This window comes from Dryocola boscaweniae, from assembly GCF_025215095.1.
Taxonomy (GTDB): domain Bacteria; phylum Pseudomonadota; class Gammaproteobacteria; order Enterobacterales; family Enterobacteriaceae; genus Dryocola; species Dryocola boscaweniae.
The window spans coordinates 711,154-730,004 of record NZ_JALHAP010000082.1; the positions used below are offsets into that span (position 1 = coordinate 711,154).

Below are 18,851 nucleotides of genomic sequence, written 5' to 3' on the forward strand. Positions count from 1 at the left end.
GTCTTCCTCGTTTTATTGCTCAAGCGCCGCTGACAGAGAAGCTGGCTCATTAATGGCCGCAGCGGTCAGGGTGTCAACAATACGTTTAGTCAGGCCAGTCAGGACTTTACCTGGGCCAACTTCCAGCAACTGGGTCACGCCCTGTGCTGCCATAAATTCTACTGACTTCGTCCACTGCACAGGACTGTAAAGCTGACGCACCAGCGCGCTACGAATCGCTTCAGGCGAGGTTTCGCACTTTACATCCACGTTATTCACAACCGGTACGGTTGGCGCATTGAAAGCGATGCCTTCCAGCGCCACGGCCAGCTTGTCGGCCGCAGGCTTCATCAGCGCGCAGTGAGACGGCACGCTTACCGGCAACGGCATAGCTCGTTTAGCACCTGCTGCTTTACATGCCGCGCCAGCACGTTCTACGGCGTCTTTGTTGCCAGCAATAACCACCTGGCCTGGCGAGTTGAAGTTCACAGGAGAGACGACTTGTCCCTGAGCTGCTTCTTCACAGGCTTTCGCGATAGAGGCATCATCCAGGCCGATAATAGCAGACATTGCGCCCGTGCCTTCCGGCACCGCTTCCTGCATCAATTTACCGCGTAACTCCACCAGACGAACAGCATCAGCGAAGTTGATTACGCCCGCGCAAACCAGCGCGGAGTACTCACCCAGACTGTGACCGGCCATCATCGCAGGGGTTTTACCGCCCTGCTGCTGCCAGACGCGATAAATGGCTACTGAAGCGGCCAACAACGCAGGCTGAGTCTGCCAGGTTTTATTCAGCTCTTCCGCCGGGCCCTGTTGAGTCAATGCCCAGAGATCATAGCCCAGTGCGTCTGAAGCTTCACGGAAGGTTTCTGCAACAATCGGCCAGGTCGCGGCTAAATCAGCCAGCATACCGACAGCTTGCGAACCCTGTCCCGGGAAAACAAAAGCGAATTGAGTCATTTCCTTATTCCTGTAATCAAAAACGAACCAGTGCTGAGCCCCAGGTAAAGCCGCCGCCGAACGCTTCGAGCAGTACCAGTTGGCCGCGTTCAATACGCCCGTCGCGAACGGCTTCATCCAGCGCCGCAGGCACAGAGGCCGCAGAGGTATTACCGTGCCTGTCCAGCGTGACGACGACATTGTCCATCGACATACCCAGCTTTTTCGCTGTCGCGCTGATAATGCGCAGGTTGGCCTGATGCGGCACCAACCAGTCGAGGTCAGAACGGTCCAGATTGTTTGCTGTCAGCGTTTCATCAACAATGTGCGCAAGTTCCGTGACCGCCACTTTGAAGACTTCGTTACCGGCCATCGTCAAATATGATGATTTAGAAGGATCGAGGCGATCCTGGTTCGGCAGCGTCAGCAGTTCGCCGTAGCTCCCGTCCGCATGCAGATGCGTGGAGATAATGCCCGGTTCTTCGCTCTTACCAAGAACGACTGCGCCTGCACCATCCCCAAACAGAATAATTGTTCCACGATCTTCAGGATCGAGGGTTCGAGCCAGCGCGTCTGAACCGATAACCAGCGCGTAATCTACCGCGCCGTTTTTCACGTATTGATCGGCGATGCTCAGCGCGTAGGTAAAGCCCGCGCAAGCGGCTGCAACGTCGAATGCAGGGCAACCTTTAATGCCCAACATACCCTGCACCTGGCAGGCGGCGCTAGGAAATGCGTGAGTCGATGACGTGGTTGCAACGATGATTAAGCCAATTTGCGACTTATCAACGCCGGCCATTTCCAGGGCGCGAGTTGCTGCAGCATAACCCATGGTTGCCACGGTTTCTTCGGGCGCTGCGATTCGGCGTTCACGAATACCTGTACGGGTGACAATCCACTCGTCAGAAGTATCCACCATTTTTTCCAGGTCGGCGTTAGTCCGCACGTGTTCGGGCAGATAGCTGCCCGTACCAATAATCTTCGTATACATGTACGCTTAATCACTCTTGGGTAATACAGATTCCAGGCGGGCAGAAATCCGGGTGGGGACTTGCCGCGCCACCGCCTGCACTGCCTGTTCAATCGCGACGGCAAATGCTCGCTGATTGGCCGCACCATGGCTCTTTATCACGGTACCGCGCAATCCTAACAGACAGGCGCCATTATACTGGTCGGGGTTGAGGTGACTGAATCGCCTGGTCAGATGCTTTTGCAACCAACGCTTCAATAAAATCAGCCACCACGACCTTTTTTTCCCTTCGCCCTGTGATTTGAGGAGCGAAAGGAACATTCTGACAACCCCTTCCATCGTCTTAAGTGTGACGTTACCAACAAAGCCATCACACACCAGTACATCCGTTTTTCCGGTCAACAATTCGTTGGCTTCAAGATAACCAATATAGTTGATAGAAGGCATTGTTTTTAATAATGCAGAGGCATCGCGAATACTGTCGAGGCCTTTAGTCTCTTCTTCACCGATATTCAGCAGCGCTACGCGAGGGTTAACCAGGCCCAGCACTTCTTCCGCCATCACGGAACCCATGATGGCGAACTGCACCAGCATATTACTGTCGCAGTCTACATTGGCGCCGAGATCCAGCACCACGGTTTTGCCTTTTTGCTGATGGGGTAAAACCGTCATCAACGCCGGGCGTTCAATCCCTTCAATGGGCTTAAGCAATAATTTTGCAAGCCCCATCAACGCACCTGTGTTTCCGGCGCTCACGCAAGCTTCAGCTCGCCCTTCTTTTACCAATTCAAGCGCCAAACGCATGGATGAACCGCGGCTATTGCGGATCGCATGCGACGGTCTGGCATCACTGGCAATAACCGATTCCGCAGGGATAATCTGCAGACGCGAACGTTTTTCGAAATCAGCTTTGGCAAGTAATGGCGTGATGGCGTCGGGGCAACCGACTAAAAGAAGGCTTAACTGGGAATTAGAGTCCAGTGCCTGCAATGCTGCAGGCACTGTCACGGAAGGACCGAAGTCCCCACCCATGGCATCTAACGCAAGGGTTAGACGTCTCAAGGTATCGCCAGATTACTTAGCGATAACCTTGCGGCCGCGGTAGTAACCGTCGGCGGTGATGTGGTGACGCAGATGAGTTTCGCCAGAAACTTTGTCCACGGACAGGGTGGTGGTGGTCAGCGCGTCATGGGAACGACGCATGCCACGTTTGGAACGGGTTGGTTTATTCTGTTGTACGGCCATGGACCTTACTCCTCAATTACTTACGCTTTAAACTGGCTAATACGGCAAATGGATTTGGTTTCTCCGCCTCTGCAGGCAGTTTGCCAAACACCATGTCCGCCTCGGACACTTCACAGTGTTCAGAATCGTGCACCGGAACCACTGGCAAGGAGAGGATAATTTCATCTTCAACCAACGCCAGAAGATCGATTTCGCCAAATTCGTTAACCTGAACCGGCTCATACGCTTCCGGGAGTGCTTCAGCCTGCTCGTCTTTGACGATCGGACTAAAACAATACTGTGTGTAGACCTGATGAGCAAACGGCTTCCCGCAACGCTGACATGCAAGTGTTACCGCAACCTTTGCATCACCGGTAAGAACCGCGAGGCGCTGGTCATCGATAGCAAAACGCATATCGCATTCCACATCACTGTCCACACTGACTACAGATTCGGCGACGCGCTCAACCTGTTCAGGTGTATAGACACCGGAGTAATCAAGGCGTTTTTGAGCCGTACGAACCGGATCAAGAGTCAGGGGTAATTTTACTTTTTGCATAGGGCGCGCATATTAACTTTGTAACGTCATAGAGTCAAAGAAAAAGGCCTGCAAACAGCGCCTTTCGCCATTTATTCGCACACATTGCGGTGGCACAGTTTAAAATGCCTTTATCCAATTCGCTATCTTTAATGAAAAAAATATGAAACCGATTGTACTGGCATCAACCTCTCCTTTCCGCCGCGCCCTGCTAGAAAAGCTTGACTTACCCTTTATAACCGCCTCGCCTCTTACAAATGAAACGCCCAAAACCGGCGAGAGCGCACGAGCGCTGGTTACTCGTCTGGCCCAGGCCAAAGCGCAGGCTTTAAGAAATGAATTCCCTTCGCATTTAATTATCGGCTCGGATCAGGTTTGTGTCATAAATAATCAGATTGCGGGTAAACCGCACACTGAAGAGAATGCGGTGCAGCAGCTTCTTCTCGCTCGCGGCAGCATAGTGACTTTTTACACCGGACTTGCGCTCTATAATTCGCAAAACGGTCACCTGCAGACGATGTGCGAGCTTTTTGATGTGCATTTCCGTCACCTGAGCGAAGACGAAATCCGCAATTATGTTCGCAAGGAACAACCGCTGCAGTGCGCAGGCAGTTTTAAAAGCGAAGGATTGGGCATTACGCTATTTGAAAGGCTGGACGGGCGCGATCCTAATACGCTGGTTGGGCTGCCGCTAATAGGTTTGTGCGAGATGTTAATAAAAGAGGGATGCAATCCGCTGCTTGCATAAAAAACGCTCCCGTCAGGGAGCGACATTTATCAGGTGGCGTTGCGCAGTATGGTAAGACAACGCTTTAGCTGCTCGTCTAGCGGTGCTTCGACACGCATAATCTCTCCCGTATTGGGATGCGTGAATCGCAGCGCGGCGGCATGCAAGAAAAGGCGGTTTAAGCCTGTGCCAGCCAGTTGCTTATCAAATTCTCGATCGCCATAGCGGTCGTCAAAAGCAATGGGATGACCAGCATGCAGAGTATGAACACGAATTTGATGAGTACGCCCTGTAACCGGGCTACAGCGCACCAGCGTCGCGAATGTGTAACGCTCCTCGACCTTAAAGCGAGTCTCTGAAGCTTTACCCTCGCTGTTCACACGCACAATGCGCTCACCGCTTTGCAGAATGTTTTTCAGCAGCGGAGCCTGCACAACCTTCACATGCGACTGCCATTGGCCGCGAACCAGCGCAAGGTAGTCCTTCTGCATACCCTTTTCACGAAGTTGTTCATGCAAAGAACGCAGCGCGGAACGCTTTTTGGCGACCAGCAGGATCCCCGAAGTATCGCGGTCCAGACGGTGAACCAGCTCAAGGAAACGCGCTTCAGGACGCAGCGCGCGCAGCCCTTCGATAACGCCAAAGCTCAACCCGCTCCCGCCGTGCACAGCCGTACCTGAAGGTTTATTAAGCACCAGTATATGGTCGTCTTCATAGAGAATGGCGTCAGCCAGCGCGGCCACTTTCTGCAGATGCGGCGATACAGGCGCATCTTCACGCTCGGCCACTCTGACCGGCGGAATTCTGATCTCATCACCGTCTTCTATTTTGTACTCGGGCTTGACGCGTTTTTTATTTACGCGCACTTCACCCTTACGCAAAATGCGATAAATCATGCTTTTCGGCACGCCCTTTAAACGGGAGAGCAGAAAATTGTCGATACGTTGCCCGGCCTCATCGGCGGAAATAGCAACGATTTGTACTGAAGGAGTCTGCGTTTTCATGGTCGGCGATTCTAAATAGCGTGCGCGCATAGCGCCACTCATTTTTATGTGCTTAACTGACTTCAGCCTGGTTTAAAGCCAGTTAACCCGCTTTTATTCATTTTCTGTACTGAAAGAAAAAAGCGAGTTAAAAAACTGTAAGAAACGAGGCACCAAAGGCAAAAGTCATCTTGCTATAATAAGGTTAGCAATGGAATAATGTTGCGGTTTTCCGTGTTGATACTTGTTAGTGCAAGGAATTTTGCGGAATTACCTTTTTTGTCTGAATGAACATCCACGCAGCAATGGCGTAAGACGTATTGTACTTTCAGGCAGTTAGCGGGCTGCGGGTTGCAGCCTGGCCGGTAAAATGGAATCAACTCTTAAGAAATATTCTAAGGTTATTCCCACGATAATTGCGCTGTATTTCCGTATGAAATACAGGCTACCGACACTTTGCGCCTCTCAGCAAGCGACAACCGTGAGGTTGGCGACTATGCGTTTAGTCACGAGGCCATCGGTTCATTCCCGGTCAGCGTCACCATGCCCGTAGCTAATCACCAATGTAAGAATAATGAGTAAGTTACGATGAAAAGAATGCTAATAAACGCGACTCAGCAAGAAGAGTTGCGTGTCGCCCTTGTAGATGGGCAGCGTCTGTACGATCTGGATATTGAAAGCCCAGGACACGAACAGAAAAAAGCCAACATCTATAAAGGAAAAATCACCCGCATTGAACCCAGTCTGGAAGCGGCATTTGTAGATTACGGCGCGGAACGTCATGGTTTCCTCCCTCTTAAAGAAATTGCCCGCGAGTACTTCCCGTCTAATTATTCATCACATGGCCGTCCGAACATTAAAGATGTTCTGCGCGAAGGCCAGGAAGTGATTGTCCAGATTGATAAAGAAGAGCGCGGTAATAAAGGTGCCGCCCTGACGACCTTTATCAGCCTGGCCGGCAGTTACCTGGTGCTGATGCCGAACAACCCACGTGCCGGCGGTATCTCTCGCCGCATTGAAGGTGACGACCGTACCGAACTGAAAGAAGCCCTTTCCTCCCTGGAACTGCCAGACGGCATGGGTCTGATTGTACGTACCGCAGGCGTGGGTAAGTCCGCTGAAGCGCTGCAATGGGATTTAAGCTTCCGTCTGAAGCACTGGGAAGCCATTCTGAAAGCCGCTGAGAGCCGCCCTGCGCCGTTCCTGATTCACCAGGAAAGCAACGTTATCGTGCGCGCGTTCCGCGATTACCTGCGCCAGGACATCGGCGAAATCCTTATCGATAACCCAAAAGTGCTTGAGCTGGCTCGCCAGCATATCGGCGCGCTGGGCCGTCCGGATTTCAGCAGCAAAATTAAGCTCTACACCGGTGAAATCCCGCTGTTCAGCCACTACCAGATTGAGTCGCAAATTGAATCCGCTTTCCAGCGTGAAGTCCGTCTGCCGTCCGGCGGTTCGATTGTTATCGACACCACAGAAGCGCTGACCGCTATCGACATCAACTCCGCTCGCGCAACCCGCGGTGGCGATATCGAAGAAACGGCGTTTAACACCAACCTTGAAGCCGCGGATGAAATCGCCCGCCAGCTTCGCCTGCGTGACCTTGGCGGCCTGATCGTTATCGACTTTATCGATATGACCCCGGTTCGCCACCAGCGCGCGGTTGAAAACCGCCTGCGTGAAGCGGTTCGTCAGGATCGCGCCCGTATCCAGATCAGCCATATTTCACGCTTCGGCCTGCTGGAAATGTCACGTCAGCGCCTCTCCCCTTCACTGGGCGAGTCAAGCCATCACGTCTGCCCGCGCTGTAGCGGTACCGGCACCATCCGCGATAACGAATCCCTGTCGCTCTCTATTCTGCGCCTGATTGAAGAAGAAGCGCTGAAAGAGAACACCCAGGAAGTTCACGCCATCGTTCCGGTACAGGTAGCTTCTTATCTGCTGAACGAAAAACGTGACGCGGTAAGCGCCATCGAAACCCGTCAGGGCGGTGTGAAAGCCATTATCGTGCCAAACGATCAGATGGAAACGCCACACTACTCCGTACTGCGCGTGCGCAAAGGCGAAGAAACCAAAACGCTGAGCTACATGCTGCCTAAGCTGCATGAAGAAGAAATGGCGATGCCTTCTGATGAAGAGTATGCCGAGCGTAAACGCCCTGAGCAGCCAGCGTTGGCAACCTTCGTGATGCCGGACGTGCCGCCTGCTCCGCAGGAAGCCGCTCCAGCAGCGAAACCTGTAGCCGCAGCGAAACCTGCCGCGCCTGTACAGCCTAAAGCGCCTGCGCAGCCAGGGCTCGTTAGCCGTATCTTAAGCGCGCTGAAAAACTTGTTTGCCGGTGAAGCTACCGTTGAGAGCAAAGAAGTAAAAGAAGAGAAGCCGGCTGAAGCTGAAACTCAACGTCAGGGCCAGGAGCGTCGCAACAACCGCCGCCAGAATAACCGTCGTGACCGGGGCGATCGCAACAACCGCGACCGTGATAATCGTAACGAAAACCGTGAAGGTCGTGAAAGTCGCGAACCGCGCGAGAACCGTGATGAAAACCGTCGCAACCGTCGCCAGGGCCAGCAGCAAAACGCGGAAGTTCGTGAAACGAGTCAGAACGTAGCGGAAGAAGTTGAAAAACCGAAAGTACGTGATGAGCAACAGCAGCCACGCCGCGAGCGCAACCGCCGTCGCAGCGATGACAAACGTCAGGCGCCGCAGGAAGTTAAAGTTCTGCAACGCGAAGAAACCGTCGAGGTCGAAGCCGAACAGGAAGAACGTGTTCAGGTTATGCCGCGCCGTAAACAGCGTCAGTTGACTCAGAAAGTTCGTTTCGAATCAGTTGAAGACATTGCTGCAGCTCAGGCAGCAGCAACAGCGGCGGCGCAAGAAGAAACACCGGCGCAAGCAGCCGAAACGTCGCACACCGAGCTGGCTACCATTCCGTTGCCAGCCGTGGTTGAAGCGCCGGTTAACGAGCAGGATGACAACGGCGATTCACGCAATGATTCTAACGGCATGCCACGTCGTTCACGTCGCTCTCCGCGTCATCTGCGCGTAAGCGGCCAGCGCCGTCGTCGCTATCGTGATGAACGCTACCCTGCCCAGTCGCCAATGCCGTTAACGGTGGCCTGCGCATCGCCTGAGCTGGCATCCGGTAAAGCCTGGATAAGCTACCCTATCGTCCGTCAGGACGAAGTAGCGCAAGAGGAAGCGCAGGACAATGCTGTTATTGCACAAGCACCGGTTGTAGAAGCGCCAGTCGCAGCAGCCGTTCAGCAGCCTGCAGAAGTGGCGGTGTCTGAACCTGTCGTTCAGGAAACGCCTGTGGCTGAGCCTGCAGTTGAAACCACGCATCCGGAAGTCATTGCCACACCGGTTACCGAGCAGCCGCATATCATTGCCGAGCAGGACGAAGTCGTCGCTGAACAGGTAATTGAAGAAGTGGCTCCTGCTGCGGATGAAACGTCTCAGGAAGAGGTTCAGGCTGCAGAAATTGCGCAAATAGCGCCTGTTATGGTGGAGCAAACTGCACCAGAAGCGCCGGTTGCAACGGCTGAAGAGAGCAAGCCTGTTCAACCGAAACCTGAAGCGGTAGCGGTTGTTGAAGCGACGCCTGCGCCTGCCGTAGAGCCTGAACCAACAGCGCCAGTGACAGCAGTACCAGTGGCTGCGCCTGTACCGGTTCCGCACGCGGTTAAGCATGCGACTGCGCCGATGACTCGCGCGCCTGCACCTGACTACTCGCCAGAGCCAGAGCGTCCAAGCAACTGGGTTCGACCAGCATTTGAGTTTACCGGTCGCGGTTCCGCTGGCGGTCATAGCGCAACGCACCAGGCAACAGCGCCAGCGACTCGTCCACAAAGCGCCGAGTAATAGCAGGCTCTAATGAAAAGCCGGTCAGGCAACTGACCGGCTTTTTTTATGTCGGTATCCATCCGGAATAACGGGCAAAAAAAAGCCCACTCCGGGGTGCGGAAGTGGGCACATGATGCGTGTCCAGTTTCAAGACACGCCCAAAATCAAAACTATTACTTATTCAACTGGAACAAAGACATGCCCTGCATGTCAGTAAACGCTTTATATGCCGCCTGAAGCGCGGCCTGCTGCATTGTGTAAGAGGAAATCGTTGAGTTCCAGTCAACGTCAACCAGGCTGCTCATCTGCGTCTTCTGATCCACCGCGCGGTCGTCGCCCAATGAGTCAAGAGCACTTAACTCATTTAGCTGAGTACCCAGCTCTGAACGTACGGTCAAAACGTTGTTGAGCGAGTTCTTAAGGCCACGGTTAGTTTTATCAATCACCGCGGTTAACTCGGCTTTCTTATCATCATCAAGATCTTCAGCCGGCGTGTTTAAGGCTGCAATGGCGGTATCCAGCATTTTGAATAGATCGGTTTCAGGATCTGTCTTATCCGGTTCAGCTAACGCATTACTGGTGATGGTGTTAAAAACTTGGGTCCCCGTATGGCCGATTGTCATCGTGCGGGAGGCGTCCACAGATTGTGTAATAGCCGTGTTACCGCCATCGTAGCTAACCCCGTCGGCGCCATCGGTAAAAGGAGCCGTTTCGGTTTTGTAACCGGCAAAAATATAGCGGCCGTTACCGTCAGTACTGTTTGCCAGATTCAGAAGCTGGTCGCGGATCCCGCTAAGCTCTGTTGCCAGAGAAGCACGGTCATCATCGCTCAACGTTCCGTTACCCGCATAAACAATCTTTTCCTGCGCGGTCTGAATCGCTGTCGTCACCTGCGACAGCACGTTTTCTTCCAGCGAAACTTTTTGTGTTGCAAAAGTTCGGGCCAGCGCGTACTGGCTGGTTTGCGACTGGGCCTGGGACAACACTACCGCCTGGGAAGCCGCAACCGGATCGTCAGAAGGCCTGTTGACTCGTAGACCGGTCGACATTTGTTCACCATAGCCCAGCCATGCGCTCTGGGCGTTAGTCACGCCGCGCATTGTCTGGTCGTACATCATCTGAGTGCTGATACGCATTCGCTATGACTCCTCAGTTATCGAATTGATGAGAGCAGCGCATCAAATATGCTTGATGCGGTTTGTAGAACCTGCGCGTTAGCCAGGTAATACTGCTGATAACGTTGCAGGTTGCCATACTCTTCATCCAGGTTAACCCCGGAGATGGATTGCTGCTGGTTGCTAAGCTGGGTTACCACATTGCTTTGGGTGGTGCTGGTCACTTTCAGGCTGGCCGTTTTATTGCCGATATCGCTGATAAGACCCGCGTAGGCATCGTTAAACGATTTAGTCCCGCCGACTTGTTTAGCATTCTGCAGATCGACTAAAGCCTGCGCGTTGCGGTTATCGCTGTCGCCCGAATCAGAGTCAGAAGCGAGCGCAAGTTTGCTTTCATCAGTGATCTTCACGCTCATGTTCACAATGGCGTTAGAGACCGGTTTCACGGTAAAGCTGTCGTTTGCTTTAGCCGCGCCACTGACGCTAATTGTCAGCCCATCAAATTCCAGGCCGGTAACATTCCCATCAGTATCTTTTGCAAGCGTAGGGTCAATTTTTGCATTATCAGATAAACGAGTGACTTCCCAACCTGAATCACCAAACACAACTTTATAATCGCTTGCCTGAACTTTTGAGCTATCGTCAACGGTCGCCGTCAGTTCGCCTGTACCTTTATTTTTAGTGTTACTGAGCACCGATGGACTGCCAATGCTGAACAGGTCGTCGCCCTCGTCGCCATTGGCGTCATAACCCTGGGTATGCTGTTTATTAATCGAATCAGCAAACGACAAAGCTAATTGCCCAAGGCTATTACGTGCTTTGTCGAGATCCTGACTCCGGAACGTTAACAGCCCACCCAACGAACCGGTGGTTAACTGGCTTTCAGGAATTTCAACCGTGCCTGCAACTTTATCTACATAGGCCACGGTGATTCGTGAAGGGTCGGCGCTGGACGGCACAGCCGCAAGCTGCTTCGCGGTGCTTCCCTGTACAAGAGAAATTCCGTTAGCGACGGAAACGTTGTAACTGCCGCCATCCTGCACGCTGACTTCTACGCCAACAATCTGATTCAGTTCGCTGACCAGTTGGTCACGCTGATCGAGCAGGTCGTTTGGCGCAGCGCCCCCGCTGATACCTTTCAGGCGGGAAATCTGATCGTTGAGGTTTGCAATCTGCGAAGCGTAGTTATTGATTTGTTCAACGCTGCTCTGGATGGAGCCGTTAATCTGCTTATCCTGGTCCCGCAGATACTGATCCATCACTTTAAACTGGTTTACCAGCCCTTCAGACTGGCCAAGCAGAGCCTGACGAGCCGCCGAATCTTCGGCGTTGCTGGTCAGCGTTTGCAGCCCGGTAAAGAAGCTTTGCATGGTCGTCGCCAGCGTATTAGTGGTGCCGGAGAACAGATCGTCAATTTTTGACATCTGCTGATACTGCGTACTCAGGCCGCTATTTTGGGTTTGCGCTGCGCGAAGCTGATTGGTGATAAACGCATCGTATTCACGTTGCACACCGCTTACATACACACCGTTTCCTGTATAGCCGCCGGCGCCCAGGGTGCTGTTGGTCTGAGACAGTAATGTCGTCTGGCGGGTATAGCCCGCTACGTTGTAGTTTGAAATATTATTACTGACGGTATTTAGCGCCGCCTGAGCAGCACTCAGGCCACTCATGGCACTGTTAATCAGGCTACTGGACATGGAGTTTCCTTAAGCACGTATTGTCACGGGTCCTGTCGAATAGTATCGGCAGCTTGCCGCGGGACTTGAGTTTAATCAGAACAAATTTGACAGATCGTTGTTGTAGGCTTTGGCAACTTTGTCACTCATGCCCTTAAGCTGCTGAATCATGCCCGTAAGCTTGCGCGCGTAGTTCGGATCGGTGGCGTATCCGGCGTTCTGCAACGCCTGAGCGCCCTGCTCTGGCGTGCTGGCATTGGTGACTGCGGCGTAGCGCGGATTGCGGGTCAACATCCCCACATAGTCGGAGAGCGCCTCAAGATACGAGCCGTACACGCGGAATTTGGCTTTAACTTTCTTCGCCTCACCGTTTTCAAATTCGGTGGTGGTAATTTCCGTTACCGGGCCCTTCCAACTGGAAGTCGCCTTCACGCCAAACAGGTTGAAGCTCGGCTCGCCGTTAGCGGTGAGAATTTGTCGCTGTCCCCAGCCGGACTCCAGCGCAGCCTGCGCCAGAATCAGGTGATGAGGAATACCGCTCTGCTCGCTCGCCAGCCGTGCCGGAAGCGAAAGCTGGGCGAGAAAGTCTTTACTGTCGCCGCTAAGCGGCTCTTCATTAGAAGGCGCTTTGGGAATGGCCTGACGCACCATTTGCGTCAGGGTTTGATTCTGGAAGCTGGTTACCGTCTGCAAATCAAACTTCATCGGCACCTTGCCCGCCTCTTCCGACGGGTCGGCGTTTTCACCCATTTGCTTAACCATCATGTCCGCAAGCCCCAGCCCTTTGGCGCTGAGCTGCTGTGCGATTTGCTGGTCATACATGCTGGTGTACATACGTGACTGTTCGCTGCTGAAAATGCCGTCTTTCGGCAGCGCCTCTCGCATGCTTTTCAACATCATCTGTACGAACATCCCTTCCACCTGGCGGGCAACCGACTTCATGTTGCCCTTTGGATCCTGCCCGGCCTTCGCTTTTAGCTCATTAAGGGAGCCTGCATCCCACGCGGCATTTGCCAGTGACTGGGTATCGTTGAGCATCAGATGATTTCCACTTTCGCACGCAGGCATCCTGCGCTTTGCATTGATTGCAGAATCGACATTAGCTCCATTGGCGTCGCGCCAAGGGTATTGAGCGCACGCACCACGTTGTTGAGGTTGGCGCTGGAGTTGACGCGCTGAAGCGCCCCGCCGCTCTGGCGTAAATCGATTTGCGTTTGCGGAGTGACAACGGTCTGTCCACCGCCAAATGGCGTATCCGGCTGGCTAACCTGTGCCTGACGGTTAACGGTGACAGAGAGATTGCCCTGAGCGATAGCGCAGCTATCCAGCGTCACTTCACGGTTCATAACCACCGAGCCGGTGCGCGAGTTAATGATGACTTTCGCATCCTGAGTCGTCACGTTAACTTCCAGATTCTGAATATCCGCCAGTAAACGCACCTGCGAGCTGTTGCCGCTTGGGACACGAACCTGAATCGTGCGAGCATCCAGCGCAGAAGCGCTGCCGTAACCACGAGAACGGTTAATGGTGTCGGTAATTTGCTGGGCGAGAGTGAAATCGTCGTCGTTTAACTGCAGGTTAATTACGTTGCCCTGGCCGAAGGTGCCCGGCAGTTCACGTTCGATAACCGCGCCGTTGGTGATGCGTCCGCCGTTAAGCTGGTTCACCTGCACGCTGCTTCCGCCCGCGGCCGCACCCGCGCCGCCGACCAGAATGTTACCCTGCGCCAGCGCGTAAACCTGGTTATCCACCCCTTTCATCGGGGTCATCAGCAGCGTACCGCCGCGCAGGCTTTTGGCGTTCCCCATAGAAGAAACGACAACGTCGATATTCTGTCCGGAGCGCGCAAACGCGGGATATTTCGCCGTCACCATAACTGCCGCTACGTTCTTAAGCTGCATGTTGGTGCCCGCCGGCACGGTGATTCCCATCTGCGAAAGCATGTTGTTCAGGCTTTGCGTGGTAAAAGGCGTTTGCGTTGTCTGATCGCCCGTCCCGTCAAGGCCCACCACCAAACCATAACCAATCAGGGAGTTTTCACGCACGCCCTGAACGCTTGTCAGGTCGCGAATACGCTCGGCCTGCGCGAGTGAAGACATCAGCATCAGCACCGCGAATAAATATTTGACCATGATACCCCTCGCTTACATCGGCGATAAATTAAGGAAGAAGCGCTGCAGCCAACCCATGTTCTGCGCTTCATTGATATAGCCGTTACCGACATATTCGATACGGGCATCGGCCACCTGAGTGGATGCCACGGTATTGCTGCCGCTGATCGTGCGCGGATTCACCACGCCTGAGAAGCGAATGAATTCGGTGCCCTGATTGATGGCGATTTGTTTTTCGCCCACCACGTGCAGGTTGCCGTTAGCCAGCACCTGATCAACCGTGACGGTTAATGTGCCGCTGAAGGTATTGCTGGCGTTCGCGCCGCCTTTACCGGTAAAGCTGTTGCCGCCTGAGCCATCAATGGATGCGCGATCGTTGCCAAACAGGCCTTCGAGATAGCGCGGCGTGACGTCCAGGCCGAAATTCGTTTTGCCATCGCGGCTGGCATTCGCCGAAGAACTTTTGCTGGCACTGACATTTTCCTGAAGCTGAATGGTCAACGTATCACCGACGTTACGCGGACGACGATCTTCAAACAGCGGTTGATAACCGTAATTCACAGGTTGCGCAGTCTGGAAAATAGAGCCGTTAATCACGGGCGCCGGGCCGGGTACCGGCTGGGCAGTCGTGGCCCCTTCAACCAGAGGTTTAGTAGGTATCAGAGCGCAGCCGCTTGTCGCCAGCACCAGGCACATCACGACAGGACGAAGAACCATAGGTTTTTGCATTGCTTTCATCTTCAGGTCTCAACAGCCGGCGCGCGCAAACGCACCGGCAAACATCTTACAGTTGCGTCAGTTTTTGCAGCATCTGGTCTGTGGTAGAGACCGCTTTACTGTTGATTTCATAAGCGCGCTGAACCTGGATCATATTCACCAGTTCCTCAGCGACGTTCACGTTAGAGGTTTCGACATACCCCTGATACAACAGCCCTGCTCCGTTTAACCCCGGCGTACTTTCATTCGGCGTACCGGAAGACTGGGTTTCGGCATAAAGGTTTTCGCCCAGGCTTTCCAGTCCGGTGTCGTTCATAAAAGTAGTCAGGTTAAGCTGACCTACCTGAACAGGCTGTGCCTGGCCTTGCTGGGTCACGCTTACGATGCCGTCACGCCCGATGGTTATCGTCAGGGCGTTAGCCGGAATAGTAATCGCAGGCTGAACCTGGAAACCGCCGGACGTCACCAGTTGGCCATTCTGATCGACCTGGAATGAACCATCACGGGTGTAGGCGCTTGAGCCATCCGGCAACTGGACCTGGAAGAAGCCCTGGCCTTTGATGGCCACATCTTTACTGTTGTTGGTCTCAGAAAGATTGCCCTGGCTGTGTAAACGCTCCGTTGCTACCGGACGCACGCCGGTACCAATTTGCAGACCAGACGGCAGCGTGGTTTGCTCAGAAGATTGCGCCCCCGGCTGACGAATAGTCTGATAGAGCAGATCTTCAAATACCGCGCGCTGACGCTTAAAACCATTGGTGGAGACGTTTGCCAGGTTGTTGGCAATCACATCCATATTGGTTTGCTGGGCGTCGAGGCCCGTTTTGGCGATCCATAACGAACTGATCATGTTGAATTCCTGTTATTTACGCGACGGCCGTTTAGCTCATCGACAGCAGTTGGTTAGCACGCTGCTCGTTTTCATCAACGCTTGAGATCATCTTCATTTGCATCTCAAAGCGACGGGCGTTGGCAATCATGTCAGCCATGGCTTCCACGGGCTTTACGTTGCTGCCTTCCAGCACGCCGGGCATTACCGTGATGCTCGGATCAGCCTGCAAGGTCGCGCCACGTGCGGCCTGCGCAGACGGGTTCAGGCGAAAGAAGCCATCATCGCCACGCATCACTTCCTGACCGGTCGCTTTGACTAATTTCAAACGGCCAATAGGCGCCACGGTATTCGGCGCGTCGCCCGCATTCAGAGACGAGATTGTCCCGTCAGCGGCAATGGTAATCTCAGCACCTTCGGGAACAGCAATCGGCCCGCCGTCGCCCATAACCGGCTGCCCGTTGATGGTCAACTGCCCGGCAGGACTGACCTGCATATTACCGTTGCGGGTATAAGCTTCTGTGCCGTCCGCGCTTTGTAACGCCAGCCAGCCATCCTGTTGCAGGGCGACGTCCAGCGGGCGCTGGGTGTAATCAAGCTGCCCCTGGCTCATATCCGCCCCGGGAGTCGAGGCGGTAACGAGCGTACGGGTTGGCATTGACAGCCCTTCTACCGGCACCGCACGCAGGGCATTGAGCTGCGCACGAAAACCCGGTGTGGAGGCGTTTGCCAGGTTGCTGGCCGTCACCGCCTGTTGGTTCAGCGTCTGACTTGCCGCGCCCATGGCGGTATAAATTGCGTGATCCATTAAGCCATCCCGTCAGATGATTAGCGCAGGTTAACCAGGGTGTTGAGGATCTGATCCTGGGTTTTGATGGTCTGCGCGTTGGACTGATAGTTACGCTGCGCGACAATCATGTTCACCAGTTCTTTACTCAGATCGACGTTTGAGGCCTCCAGCGCGCCGTTGGTCAGCGTACCGAAGTTGCCGGTGCCCGCTGTGCCCAGCAGCGCAACGCCAGATGCGTTGGTCGCAGCCCAGACGTTATCGCCCTGAGAGGCCAGGCCTTCCGGGTTTGCAAAGTTCGACAGTACGATCTGGCCCAGCACTTGGGTCTGTTCGTTGGAGTAGTTGCCGACAATGGTGCCGTCGTCGTTGATCTGATAGCTCACCAGGTCGCCTGGCTTGTAACCATTCTGGCTGGTTGCCACAATGTTGTTAGAGCCGGTGTTCTGCTGCATGGAGTTCAGGAAGCTCAGGGAGAAAGTTGCGGCTGTGGCGCCGTTTACCGCCTCGGTCGTGACAGAGATTTCTGTCGGCCAGGTAGAAGGGGAAGCAGGAACTTCTGTCGCCGTCGCACTGATACCTAAGTAAGAGCCGTTTGTATCAAAACGCATAAAGCCTTTTGACTCTACCGCAGCATCAGCAACGGAGGAGTCCTGGGTATAGATTTGCCATGTGTTATCCGAATTTTTGACATAAAAAATGTTCATGTCATGGGCGTTGCCCTGGCTGTCAAAAACGGTGACGGTGCCTTTCTTGTTGTACGTATCGGAATCTGTGGCATCAAAGGCTTTTGTCGGCACGGCATCCGTAGAGTTCAGGTTAATCTGCATCGCAGCGGTGGTGGTCGTTTTAGCGGCCATCAGCGTATTCGGTACAGACAACCCAACCGGGTTTGCACCCTGCTGGATGGTTGGCGGGGTGCCGGTTGCCGGATAGCCGGTCAACTGCATGCCCTGCATGTTCACCAGGTTGCGATTTTCATCCAGCTTGAACTGGCCGTTACGGCTGTAGTACACGGAACCGTTATCATCCACCAGACGGAAGAAACCGCTCTGGCTAATGGCAACGTCCAGGCCGCGCCCGGTGCTGGTGGTGGTGCCGTCGTTAAAGTCCTGGGTAATGCCCGCGACTTTCACGCCAAGACCTACTTTGGAACCGGCAAACATATCCGCAAAAGAAGCGGTACCGGCTTTAAAGCCGTAGGTGGCGGAGTTGGCAATGTTGTTGCCAATCACGTCCAGGTTAGTGGCCGCAGCATTCAGGCCGCTGACCGCTTGAGAAAAGGCCATGTCTTACTCCTGCAAAGGTTAAAGGCTTAAATAATCTGCCTGATTTCGTCGAGGGTGGTGGTCCCGTAGGTCCCGAGATCCAGCAAAGTTGAACCATCGGTATTGTTGGTCACGCCGTTGACCAGGGCGAAGTTGAGCGGCTGAGCCACCAGTTGGGTACTGCCGTTACTGGCAGCGATTGATACGTTATAGGCGCCGTCCGGCGCGGCGGTGCCATCGGTCGTGCTGCCGTCCCAGGTGAAGGTATGAACGCCTGCGGACAGGCTACCGATATCAATGGTACGTACAACCTGACCGCTGCTGTCTGTAATAGTGGCGGTGACTTTATCGGCGGCCTGCTGCAGCTCAACGCCAAACGGCGTGGTTGCCTCGCTGCCTGCCAGAATTTTTGTACCCGGGATCATAACGCCATGCCCAATCAGGGTCGTTGCCTGCACCTGCTGATTGCTGGTTAACTGGCCTGAGACCGCGCCAAGCGTGGTGTTGAGTTTTTCGATACCGCTAAGCGTACTGATCTGCGCAAGCTGCGAAGTCAGTTCGTTGTTTTCCAGCGGGTTCGTTGGATCCTGATTTTTTAGCTGCGCCACAAGCAGCGTCAGAAAGCTGCTTTGCAGATCCGAAGAGCTGCTTGTCGAGCTGGTTGAGATACTCGACGTGCTGCTGGCGCTGGTTGTGTCGTTCACATTAACGGCGATAGACATGTGTTACTCCTTTATTGACCGAGAGTCAGGGTTTTCAACATCATGCTTTTCACGGTGTTGAGCACTTCCACGTTGGCCTGATAGCTGCGCGAAGCGGACATGCTGTTCACCATCTCACCCACCACGTCCACATTCGGCATCCGTACATAACCCTTCGCATCCGCCAGCGGGTTACCTGGCTGATAAACCAATTTGTCAGGATCCTGGCTTTCCACCACCTCACTGACCTTTACGCCGCCCGTTTGCGCACCGGGCGCTGCGTCGACCTGAAAAACAACCTGTTTTGCGCGATACGGCTGGCCGTCTGGCCCGGTCACGCTGTCGGCGTTCGCCAGGTTACTGGCCGCGACGTTCAAACGTTTGGACTGCGCGGTCATTGCCGAACCGGCGATATCAAAAATGTTCAGTAATGCCATG

General features: G+C 54.0%; 18 protein-coding genes. 2 read left to right on the plus strand and 16 right to left on the minus strand.

Annotated elements, in window-relative coordinates; translation table 11 throughout:
• Nucleotides 1–12: 12 nt before the first annotated feature.
• The 5 genes from fabD to yceD are packed head-to-tail and all read right to left on the minus strand — an operon-like array spanning nucleotide 13 to nucleotide 3,674.
• On the minus strand, nucleotides 13–942 hold the full coding sequence (fabD, locus tag MUA00_RS20795) for an ACP S-malonyltransferase (protein WP_271124873.1): 930 nt from the start codon (nucleotides 940–942) through the stop codon (nucleotides 13–15).
• Nucleotides 943–958: 16 nt separating this feature from the next.
• The gene (locus tag MUA00_RS20800; RefSeq protein WP_271124874.1) at nucleotides 959–1,912 is read right to left on the minus strand and encodes a beta-ketoacyl-ACP synthase III; all 954 of its coding nucleotides are present in this window, start codon (nucleotides 1,910–1,912) and stop codon (nucleotides 959–961) included.
• A 6-nt stretch (nucleotides 1,913–1,918) separates the two neighbouring features.
• Nucleotides 1,919–2,953 carry a phosphate acyltransferase PlsX gene (gene plsX, locus MUA00_RS20805; protein WP_271124875.1) on the minus strand — a complete coding sequence of 345 codons (1,035 nt, stop codon included), beginning with the start codon at nucleotides 2,951–2,953 and terminating at the stop codon, nucleotides 1,919–1,921.
• A gap of 12 nt (nucleotides 2,954–2,965) precedes the next feature.
• On the minus strand, nucleotides 2,966–3,136 hold the full coding sequence (rpmF, locus tag MUA00_RS20810; protein WP_013508656.1) for a 50S ribosomal protein L32: 171 nt from the start codon (nucleotides 3,134–3,136) through the stop codon (nucleotides 2,966–2,968).
• Between the two features lie 16 nt (nucleotides 3,137–3,152).
• Nucleotides 3,153–3,674, minus strand: coding sequence for a 23S rRNA accumulation protein YceD (gene yceD, locus MUA00_RS20815; RefSeq protein ID WP_271124876.1), 522 nt, complete (start codon nucleotides 3,672–3,674; stop codon nucleotides 3,153–3,155).
• A gap of 142 nt (nucleotides 3,675–3,816) precedes the next feature.
• Between yceD and MUA00_RS20820 the strand changes: the two genes are divergently transcribed.
• Nucleotides 3,817–4,401 (plus strand): Maf family protein, encoded by a 585-nt coding sequence (locus MUA00_RS20820; protein WP_271124877.1) that lies wholly within the window; start codon nucleotides 3,817–3,819, stop codon nucleotides 4,399–4,401.
• Between the two features lie 29 nt (nucleotides 4,402–4,430).
• Here the strand turns inward: MUA00_RS20820 and rluC are convergent, their stop codons facing one another.
• Nucleotides 4,431–5,384: a 23S rRNA pseudouridine(955/2504/2580) synthase RluC gene (gene rluC, locus MUA00_RS20825; protein ID WP_271125032.1), complete on the minus strand. Its 954-nt coding sequence runs from the start codon at nucleotides 5,382–5,384 to the stop codon at nucleotides 4,431–4,433.
• A 567-nt stretch (nucleotides 5,385–5,951) separates the two neighbouring features.
• Between rluC and rne the strand changes: the two genes are divergently transcribed.
• Complete coding sequence (gene rne / locus MUA00_RS20830; protein ID WP_271124878.1) at nucleotides 5,952–9,224, plus strand: ribonuclease E; 3,273 nt, start codon at nucleotides 5,952–5,954, stop codon at nucleotides 9,222–9,224.
• A 155-nt stretch (nucleotides 9,225–9,379) separates the two neighbouring features.
• On the opposite strand, the gene flgL is transcribed toward rne, so the two are convergent.
• From flgL to flgC, 10 genes are all read right to left on the minus strand, one after another.
• Nucleotides 9,380–10,342, minus strand: a complete 963-nt coding sequence (gene flgL / locus MUA00_RS20835) for a flagellar hook-associated protein FlgL (protein WP_271124879.1) — start codon at nucleotides 10,340–10,342, stop codon at nucleotides 9,380–9,382.
• A 17-nt stretch (nucleotides 10,343–10,359) separates the two neighbouring features.
• Complete coding sequence (gene flgK / locus MUA00_RS20840; protein WP_271124880.1) at nucleotides 10,360–12,021, minus strand: flagellar hook-associated protein FlgK; 1,662 nt, start codon at nucleotides 12,019–12,021, stop codon at nucleotides 10,360–10,362.
• 75 nt (nucleotides 12,022–12,096) lie between these two features.
• A complete protein-coding gene (flgJ, locus tag MUA00_RS20845) occupies nucleotides 12,097–13,038 on the minus strand; it encodes a flagellar assembly peptidoglycan hydrolase FlgJ (RefSeq protein ID WP_271124881.1) in 942 nt (313 codons plus the stop codon).
• Nucleotides 13,038–14,132, minus strand: coding sequence for a flagellar basal body P-ring protein FlgI (locus MUA00_RS20850; protein WP_271124882.1), 1,095 nt, complete (start codon nucleotides 14,130–14,132; stop codon nucleotides 13,038–13,040). Before MUA00_RS20850 ends, flgJ begins: the two co-directional genes overlap by 1 nt.
• 12 nt (nucleotides 14,133–14,144) lie before the next feature.
• A complete protein-coding gene (locus tag MUA00_RS20855; protein WP_271124883.1) occupies nucleotides 14,145–14,840 on the minus strand; it encodes a flagellar basal body L-ring protein FlgH in 696 nt (231 codons plus the stop codon).
• Nucleotides 14,841–14,895: 55 nt separating this feature from the next.
• On the minus strand, nucleotides 14,896–15,678 hold the full coding sequence (gene flgG / locus MUA00_RS20860) for a flagellar basal-body rod protein FlgG (protein ID WP_271124884.1): 783 nt from the start codon (nucleotides 15,676–15,678) through the stop codon (nucleotides 14,896–14,898).
• A gap of 31 nt (nucleotides 15,679–15,709) precedes the next feature.
• Complete coding sequence (locus MUA00_RS20865) at nucleotides 15,710–16,465, minus strand: flagellar basal body rod protein FlgF (RefSeq protein WP_271124885.1); 756 nt, start codon at nucleotides 16,463–16,465, stop codon at nucleotides 15,710–15,712.
• A 20-nt stretch (nucleotides 16,466–16,485) separates the two neighbouring features.
• Nucleotides 16,486–17,733: a flagellar hook protein FlgE gene (gene flgE / locus MUA00_RS20870; protein ID WP_271124886.1), complete on the minus strand. Its 1,248-nt coding sequence runs from the start codon at nucleotides 17,731–17,733 to the stop codon at nucleotides 16,486–16,488.
• Nucleotides 17,734–17,759: 26 nt separating this feature from the next.
• Complete coding sequence (gene flgD, locus MUA00_RS20875; protein WP_271124887.1) at nucleotides 17,760–18,434, minus strand: flagellar hook assembly protein FlgD; 675 nt, start codon at nucleotides 18,432–18,434, stop codon at nucleotides 17,760–17,762.
• Nucleotides 18,435–18,445: 11 nt separating this feature from the next.
• A complete protein-coding gene (flgC, locus tag MUA00_RS20880; protein WP_271124888.1) occupies nucleotides 18,446–18,850 on the minus strand; it encodes a flagellar basal body rod protein FlgC in 405 nt (134 codons plus the stop codon).
• Nucleotide 18,851: the final 1 nt, after the last annotated feature.